This is a genomic window from Arachidicoccus sp. (genome assembly GCF_050436765.1).
Taxonomy (GTDB): Bacteria; Bacteroidota; Bacteroidia; order Chitinophagales; family Chitinophagaceae; genus Arachidicoccus.
Map to the genome: position 1 here is coordinate 1 of NZ_JBNQGD010000009.1, position 8,361 is coordinate 8,361.

An 8,361-nucleotide genomic window follows, 5' to 3' on the forward strand; every position below is an offset into this window, starting at 1 on the left:
GTGGGCTGCTACCGGGGGATCGGTTATTATAAACAAAAATGCGAACAAACTGGTAAGTAATACTTATGGTACGGGTTATACAAACGGCCGCAAATCGTATATCGGTCAATTTACATACGATTATGCCGGCAAGTATATAGCTAATTTTACTTACCGATATGACGGATCGGCAAATTTTGCGCCGGATCAACGTTGGGGCTTCTTTCCTTCCGGTTCTGGAGCCTGGGTAATCTCTAAAGAGAATTTCTTTAAAAATGTCAAAGGAATTCAGATGCTTAAATTGAGGGCTTCTTTAGGTCTGACAGGTAATGATGCCATCGGTGGGTTTCAATGGGAGGATTCTTATATACCCGGCAATAACTCATTTTTGGGTACGGCACCGACACTTAATCCCGGCATTCGATACGGGGTAGTACCGAATCCTAATATCACCTGGGAAAAATACCTGAATAAGAATATAGGGATAGACATTGATTTCTTGAATAATTTTAGCTCAAGCCTTGATTACTGGCGTAATTACACTTATGATATATTAGGAACAAGAATTCAGACTACACCACCGACTTATAGCCGCCCGTTACCAGCGGTGAATTACGGTAAAGAGATTGCTCAAGGTCTGGATTTTAGTTTGAACTATCATAATATTGTTGGTCAATTAAGCTATGGTGTAGGTATTGTTGCTTCGTATGGTTATGCTTGGTATAAGCAAAAGGATCAAAATGTTACCTATGACTATCAAAATCAGATAGGAGATGGGCGTACTACATCTATGGTAACCGGCTATAAGGTCGACCACATGCTTAGAACTCAGAGCGATGTGGATGCATGGCTGGCCAAATATCCCCACTACAGTTTCTATGGCGATATTCCGCAAGCAGGTGACTTTGTTTACAAAGACATAAGTGGCCCTAATGGAAAGGCGGATGGCACCATTGATGATAATGATTATACGATCATTAAAAAAAGAAATGCCCCTATAGTGGGAGGATTACATTTGGAAGCAGCATGGAAAGGTATTAGCATCTCTGCGACTTTCAATGGCTCATTTGGCTACTTAAAATCTTTCAATAGTTTGGCGCAAGGTGTAGAATGGAACAGAATGTGGGAACAATGGTATGCCAATTCTTGGACGCCACAAAATACCAATGCTTGGCTTCCTTACCGGTATAGCGCAAATGCCGAAAAAAATGGGGATAATAATGCTACTAGTGATTTTTGGATGGCAGATGCGAGTTTTTTACGTTTAAAAAGTTTGAATATTGGATATGATCTGCCACAAAGATTGTATAAAAAATACTTAAATGGCGTTCGTTTTTATGTATCAGGATCCAATCTTTTTATAATCAGCAAATTCAATAAAAGATTCTTTGATCCTGAAATTGGCTCAGGCGTGTCTTTCCCGACCGTTAAGTCATTTAATGCCGGTATAAGTGTAACGTTCTAAGTCTTAACATTAAAAGAAAATAAAATGAAATATATAAATAGAAGCAAATTTATCCTTTTTGTTGTGTTAACAGCATTAGGCACATCTTGCAAAAAAGGGCTGAATTATCAAAATACGAGCGCCATAAACCCAGCGCAAGTATGGACGGATTCGACGTTAATTGGGGCTTATCTCAACGACATATATGGGGGGCTTATGCCTGGTTGGCCACTTGGAAGTGGCAATAATTCAGATGAAGGCATTAGCGGGTCAGGCGGCGGATTAAGTAATTATCTACAAGGGACCCATCTTGATGCCGCAAGCAATTCTTCCGGGTTGAACTATACTTATATTGATAAGACGAACTATTTTATTGACCAGTTGGCAAAAATATCACCATCGGTGATGAGTGCCAGTCTGAAAAACCGCATGGTGGGCGAGGCTAAATTCTGGCGTGCCTGGACTTATTGGGGTATGGTGAAAAAAGTTGGGGGTGTACCATTAATCCTGCATACACAGGATGGTACAGATACAATTGCTTTGAAAGTACCTCGTGCCAAAACATCGGAATGTGTAGCGCAAATTATTAAAGATTTGGATAGTGCTGCCATGGTCCTGCCTGCTAATTATACGGGTGTCAATTACGGACGTATTAACAGTGTTGCCGCATTAGGACTCAAGGGGAGAATATTGTTGTGGTACGCGAGCCCTTTATTTAATCCGTCAAACGATGCAGCCAGATGGCAAACTGCTTATACGGCAACCAAAGCGGCATTAACAGCAGCGGATGCAGCTGGTTTCGGATTGTTCCCCAACTATCGTAACATTTGGTATTCAGCTAACAAAGAGATGATTATGGTCAACCAATATTATTATCCTGACCACTATATGAATTTCAACTCTATTCGACCATTGGCGTTTACAAATGGTGCAACTAATACAGATCAGCCTATCTTACAGATGTTGTTAGCCTATCCTAAGCGTGATGGTAGTCCAATGCAGTACAATGAATCCCAGTTATCTGATCCCCTTTATAATGCGCAATTTTTAAAAGACTTTCTTACCAATCGTGATGATAGATTTTATGCGACTATCTGGGTTCCTGGTACTGTTTATCCGACACCAGACGTGGGCGTAATCGGAATGACAACACCGAGATCTGCTTCTTATTGGCTCAACTGGACCTGGGCAGCAGGAGCAACACCTTCCGCAGAACTACCCAAGAAAGATAACAGTATCACAGGTATTTCTCCTTTAATCCAAAATGGTGATCAGAACGGCGTAACAGGATTCTTCGAACGCAAGGGTTTGGATACGACTTTGGATCATAATCAGTTGGTGGGCTTGGCAGCAGGGGCTAAAAGTTGGTTTTCACCCATGCGTTATGCGGAGCTACTCTTGAATATGGCTGAGTGTGCTAACGAGATTGGTAAAAGTAGCGAGGCCCTAAACGCCCTGTATCAAATTCGTCAACGTGCGGGTATAGCCGCGGGGGCAGACGGGCATTACGGTGTTACGGCTACTACACAAGTTGATATTCGCACGGCTATTATGAACGAGCGGCAAGTGGAGTTCGCATTTGAAGGCTTTAGGTTTGATGATTTGAGAAGATGGAGACGCTATGACGTATTGAATACCGAAGGTACCAGAAAAGGATTATTTATTGTTTTGAATAAAGGTCAGGGCTTACCTTCCAACACAGACAATATTATGACAGCTTCTGTTATGTCCAAGTTCTCTGCCGTAATTGTAGACAATCTAGATAATACGGGTTCCGGAGATGTCAAGTACAACCTTAGCCTTAACCATTGGTTTTATGCGTTACCACCGGCTCAGATTTCTATAGAACCAAATGATTTACCGCAAAACAATGAATATGGCGGTACTTTTGACCCGCTTCAGTAATATTTGCATATACTTTGTTATTTTGATTAAAAAGATTAGGGGCTGTAATGCTCCTAATCTTTTTTCGCTATACTGTATTGTCGACATTGGTATGGGACTCAACAATATACCACCACAATGTGCCAATTCAGCAATAGTCCTTTAAGTAGCAGATAAATATCTTTACACTTGTTTTTGTATCGGCTCCAAAAAGCCAATTAACGGTATATTGGAACGCTTGGTCCGCTTTATAGTCGATTGTCCAAAGAAGGAAGATGTATAATTCGAAATTCAATAGATCTGAAATGATTAAACGAAAGCTTGTAAAGGAAATATTTTTAATAACGATAATTACTCTGATCTCGATCGCAAGTAAAGCACAAAAAAAGAAAGCGCTATCGGAAAATGGAATTACGCAAACCCACATGGTCAATTCTGACATTGACGATTGTGCAAAGCCTTGGTGCTATTTGCAAAATTCCACTACCGTAATTGGCGTTCCTTATATGCCTGATGCGGTGCAGATTACCTATGATGGCGCCATTTATACAAATAATGCTGAGCTATGCTTTTTTTATGGAAAGCATTTGCAACCGGTTCTACAACGACAAAAATGGTGGTATAAAGGCTGGATTCCGATTGTTGAATATAATTGGGAAAGTCAAAAAACAAAGTATGAAGTAGAAATGTTTGGATTTCCTTTAGCGGGTGAAGATGCTCAAAATACCTTACAGTTCGTCAAGGTAAGGATAACAAATGAAAATACAATCAGTTCAAAAGCTCAATTCACCGTAGCTGCGAGATCTACAGGCGAAAATAATCGTTTAGGAAAGAGTATTTTTTCTCCTCAATGGATATATGCGATTGATGGGCATAAAGCTATACGTAATGGCAAACTCATATATACATTTTCCGGTAACGGACGTCTTGAATCAGTGGTTAACCATACATACAGCGGTGCGTTCAGTGCATCCAATTGGGGTGTAAAAGAAAATACGGCAGTTTGTCTGGTGAATTATGCACCCCTACTCAGACCTGGTGAATCAACACAATATATATTCAAGATGCCTCGAGTACCGGTAGATACTTCCAACAAACTACTCCTTCATAAAATTGAGCATGCTGATTATACTGCGTACAAAAAAAAGACAATACAGTATTGGGAAGACCTAATATTAAAAAACAAAGCGACATTTGAGATTCCGGAAAAGCGGGTAAATGATGCAGTGAAAGCCAGCCTGGTACAAATGGTGTTAGCTACCCGAGAGAGAGAAGGCAAGCGTTTTATGACCGATGGCCTTCCTTATCCTAATTTATTTCTAACCTCATTTATACAACATGAAGAGGCTTTTGATTTTTTCGGGCTAAAGCAATTTACAGATCAAAGCATGCCGGAAGTGTATGCCAAGCAAGACAAGGATGGGCTTTTTTACGACGGTGCATTGCTGCATGGAAAAATTTTAGGTGTGGCGCAGGGGCAGACTATTCAGATGCTTTGTAAACATTACTTCCTCACCAGAGACAAGCAATATATAGATACGGTTTATCCGAAAATAAAAGCTGCTGTTGTATGGTTAAAGAATGCCATATTATCGGACAAATATCATTTGATGCCTCCAGCGTGGCCTTACGATAATGAAATGATCTTAGGCCACTATACATCCAACAATCTGTGGGCTATTTTAGGTGTGAGATCGGCCATACGTTTAGCGCGTGATTTGGGCAAATCACAAGATGTCGAGCAGTGGACCCAATTTGAAATTTTTTATAGGGCGTCTCTTTTAAAAGCGGTAAACGAAACTTTTAAAGAAAAGGGCTATTTAACACCAGGTTTATACGATTATAAAATGGGAGAGAGTGCAAGAGAAGGTTTCTCTAATTGGCAGACGAATCAAGAATGGGAGAACATGTTGTTGGTTTCTCCTTCAGAATTACTTTCGCCAAACAATCCCATAGTTGACGCTACTTTGAAGCATATCAGAAGGGACCGTTACCGCGAAGGAATTATGACCTATAGAATATTCCTGCACCAATATATTACCATCAACATGATGGATCAGGAATTGGCAAAAGGTGATTCGAAAAATGCCCTTATAGATTTATACAACGTAATACTTCACCTTGGTTCTTGCTATGAAGGGTTCGAAAATCAGGTATATCCGTGGGCGGATAGGAAGGTTGCTGCTGATTGCCCCACACCACACGCTTGGGCTTCTTCCAAATTAGTTTGTTTTTTACGAGATATGTTGGTAAGGGAATATGGAGGTGATGCGGGGCTGGATGAAAATAAAAGAAACCTTTATTTGTTCTCATTGATTTCGCCCGACTGGTGTAAAGATGGACAGCAAGTTGTCATTCGTGACGCCCGAACAGAAATGGGAATCCTTTCAGCTTCAATGCGTTTTACCGGTAGTGGTTCGACAATTAAAATCGATCCTATCTTTCATTCGCTTCCACACAGAATAGTAATTACAATACCTTATTTCGTTCATCTAACAAGGTTTGAAAGCGATGCCTCAAAAATGGAAAGGATTGGGAATTTGTTATATTTCAGTCCGGATGTCCATACGATTAATTTAACCTGGTATAAAGATAAAAACGCTAATCAGGGTACCTTTATCGATATTTTAAAACGTTATCGGTCTGAGTCAACTTTACGTATTGTAAATGGCCAGGAAGTAATTCAGTATCACGAACCCTATGTTCTTCCAGAGGAGAAGAATTATCCGCCCGTGCCATTAAGTTTTGATTTGGTAAAGAAAGCATTTGTTCGTGAATACAGCAACAGATTAAAATCCTTCGTGGAAAGGGACGGATATGTAGATTCAATGCCAGCCCCACCGTTAATACCGAATAAACCTAATAAGCTTCATAGCCTTCCAAAATAAGGATAATTTTTATATGGGCTTCCGCCAACCAACTTAACCGATGGAGAAAATCCAATTGGCATCACTGTCGTTGCCGCAAGGATAATTAAATCAGGATTCTTTGTAGATGTAAAAACGTTTTAATTGCTTTTCTGGTGGTAGGAGCGCAGGCAATAGAAAATTTTCTATCGTAAAATTAAGCTCTGCTCGATAATAAGTTAATACAGTTTTTCCTGAATTCGGTTGGGGTTTGTTTGGTGATTCTTTTAAATGAATTATTAAAATGCGACATGTTTTGATAGCCTGATTGAAAGCATATATCTACAATAGTTAATTCCTGATCTTGAAGCAGTTTACAAGCATGTCCTATTCTCAATTCATTTAAAAATTCTGTAAGGGTCTTCCGTGTTTTTTTCTTAAAGAAATGGCAAAAAGCCTGGGGGGTTAAGTTAGCAACGGAAGCGATGTTAGTCAAATAAACGGGCTCAGTAAAATTTTGAAAGAGATATTGGTATACGTCGTTCATCCTGTTTGTATCTAGGTCATTATGAGTATAAGCATGATTGTAGCCGACCGATGTTAGGAACTCGTATTCATTTGAATTTATTAATATGTTTATGATGTCTAAAAAAATAATGATTTTCTCAAGAGGTTTTCTGTTAATAATGGGAAGCAATTTTTCTGCAATTATTTCTTGTGTATAACCGTAAAACTGCATCCCTCTTTTCGCATTCTTAAGTAGTTCCTGCACCTTAAAAGCATATTGGTTGTCTTCAGAAAGCTTCACCAAAAAAGAAGGACTGAAATAAGTGACGATCGCTTTTGCAGGTGCTAAAGTCTTGCTACCGTAACAAATGGGATCACTAGCCCAGAGGTGCGGTAGATTCGGGGCTATCAGTATAAAATCGCCTTTGGAAAAATTGGATATATTGTCTCCCACGATTCTTTTCCCATGACCTTCTACAATATGATTCATTTCGAAGAGATCGTGGAAATGGAAATTATTTAAAAAACAATGCTGCTCAATTTGCTTAAAAGAAGCCAAATGCTTTTTTTGTGAATCTATTTCTATTAGATGCGCCTTCATGATTTGAAGTTTTGTAACTAATTATAATTTAGTGTCCGGCTAAAGTAGAGTGACGTAATATTTAATTTTGATTAAATATTCATTCAATCAAAAGTTAAAGCTAAATTAAAAAAAAATATTAAATATTCAAATTTAATTTTACCCTCTCACAGAAATAGTTTTTAAACCTCCGAAGGTGTTGTTCTGTTATTATCCTCAAGATTCCATCTGATACGATTATGGTGGTCCAAGTGCGTCAACGACCAAAGAAATATTCTCCCAATAAAAAAATATTTTAAAGACTTAATATGTCGGATATAATAAAATGATGTCTACATTTGGGTTATTAATTCACTGCTTATTTTCATCATTCATAAAACAACAACAAAGTGGGTAGAACAAGTTTAAAAGCTATCAGGCAAAAGGAGATTATCAAGGCTTTTTATAAAATATCGAAAAAAGAAGGATTAGAAAATGCATCGATCGCTAAAGTCGCCAAGGCAATAGCCGTAAATCCAAGCCTCATTATGCATTATTTTCAAACGAAAGAGCAACTTGTTTATGGACTTGTTGACTTTATATTAGACAAGTACCTGCTTATCTATAAAAGCGAAGAAACCACGTTGACGGATCCGCTCCATACCCTGCTCAAAACCATCGACAACATCTTTTCGAAAAAATGGAATATGTTTTTTGATGATGGAGTTTCCTATAGTATTTATGCGCTGACGTTCCGAGAGAAATATGTACAAAAAAAGTTTAAATGTGTTTTAGACATTTTAAGATTAAGATTAGAAGAATTAATTTCTCTTTGCAAAAAGGAAGGGAAAATAAATATCGACAGTCCTGCCATCACCGCAGATTTGATTTATACGATAGCCGATGGGGCATATTATTATTTATGTGTGACCAAAAATAAAACGCAATACGAAGAAAAGCTTACTATATACAAACAACAGGCGATTTTCTTATTAAATATCAAACCTCTTTCTGAAAAATTATAATATATACCGCGATTATTGCGATAAATATCCAGGCCAAATTAACGACGACGTTGGGATAGTCATTTAAATGTACGGCATTAAAAATAAGTCCTATGGCTCCAATGATATTCAGAGCAT

At 38.5% G+C, this 8,361-nt stretch carries 4 protein-coding genes and 1 pseudogene; 4 read left to right on the forward strand and 1 reads right to left on the reverse strand.

The window, feature by feature from the left end; all coding sequences use genetic code 11:
- The 3 genes and pseudogenes from ACQR30_RS00355 to ACQR30_RS00365 form a co-directional block, all read left to right on the forward strand.
- Positions 1-1,444 (forward strand): annotated as a pseudogene (locus tag ACQR30_RS00355) (hypothetical protein); the annotation flags it as partial.
- A 24-nt stretch (positions 1,445-1,468) separates the two neighbouring features.
- Positions 1,469-3,328 (forward strand): RagB/SusD family nutrient uptake outer membrane protein, encoded by a 1,860-nt coding sequence (locus ACQR30_RS00360; RefSeq protein ID WP_429729648.1) that lies wholly within the window; start codon positions 1,469-1,471, stop codon positions 3,326-3,328.
- A gap of 284 nt (positions 3,329-3,612) precedes the next feature.
- Positions 3,613-6,195: a hypothetical protein gene (locus ACQR30_RS00365; protein WP_429729651.1), complete on the forward strand. Its 2,583-nt coding sequence runs from the start codon at positions 3,613-3,615 to the stop codon at positions 6,193-6,195.
- Between the two features lie 175 nt (positions 6,196-6,370).
- Here the strand turns inward: ACQR30_RS00365 and ACQR30_RS00370 are convergent, their stop codons facing one another.
- Entirely contained in the window at positions 6,371-7,261 is an 891-nt protein-coding gene (locus ACQR30_RS00370) for an AraC family transcriptional regulator (RefSeq protein ID WP_429729655.1), read from the reverse strand.
- Positions 7,262-7,629: 368 nt separating this feature from the next.
- Between ACQR30_RS00370 and ACQR30_RS00375 the strand changes: the two genes are divergently transcribed.
- The gene (locus ACQR30_RS00375) at positions 7,630-8,244 is read left to right on the forward strand and encodes a TetR family transcriptional regulator (protein WP_429729658.1); all 615 of its coding nucleotides are present in this window, start codon (positions 7,630-7,632) and stop codon (positions 8,242-8,244) included.
- The last annotated feature ends 117 nt before the right edge of the window (positions 8,245-8,361 follow it).

Excerpts from the sequence above, each read along its gene's own strand:
- ACQR30_RS00370 (WP_429729655.1), bottom strand. The coding sequence starts at position 7,261 with ATGAAGGCGCATCTAATAGAAATAGATTCACAAAAAAAGCATTTGGCT.
- ACQR30_RS00360 (WP_429729648.1), top strand. The coding sequence starts at position 1,469 with ATGAAATATATAAATAGAAGCAAATTTATCCTTTTTGTTGTGTTAACA.
- ACQR30_RS00365 (WP_429729651.1), top strand. The coding sequence starts at position 3,613 with ATGATTAAACGAAAGCTTGTAAAGGAAATATTTTTAATAACGATAATT.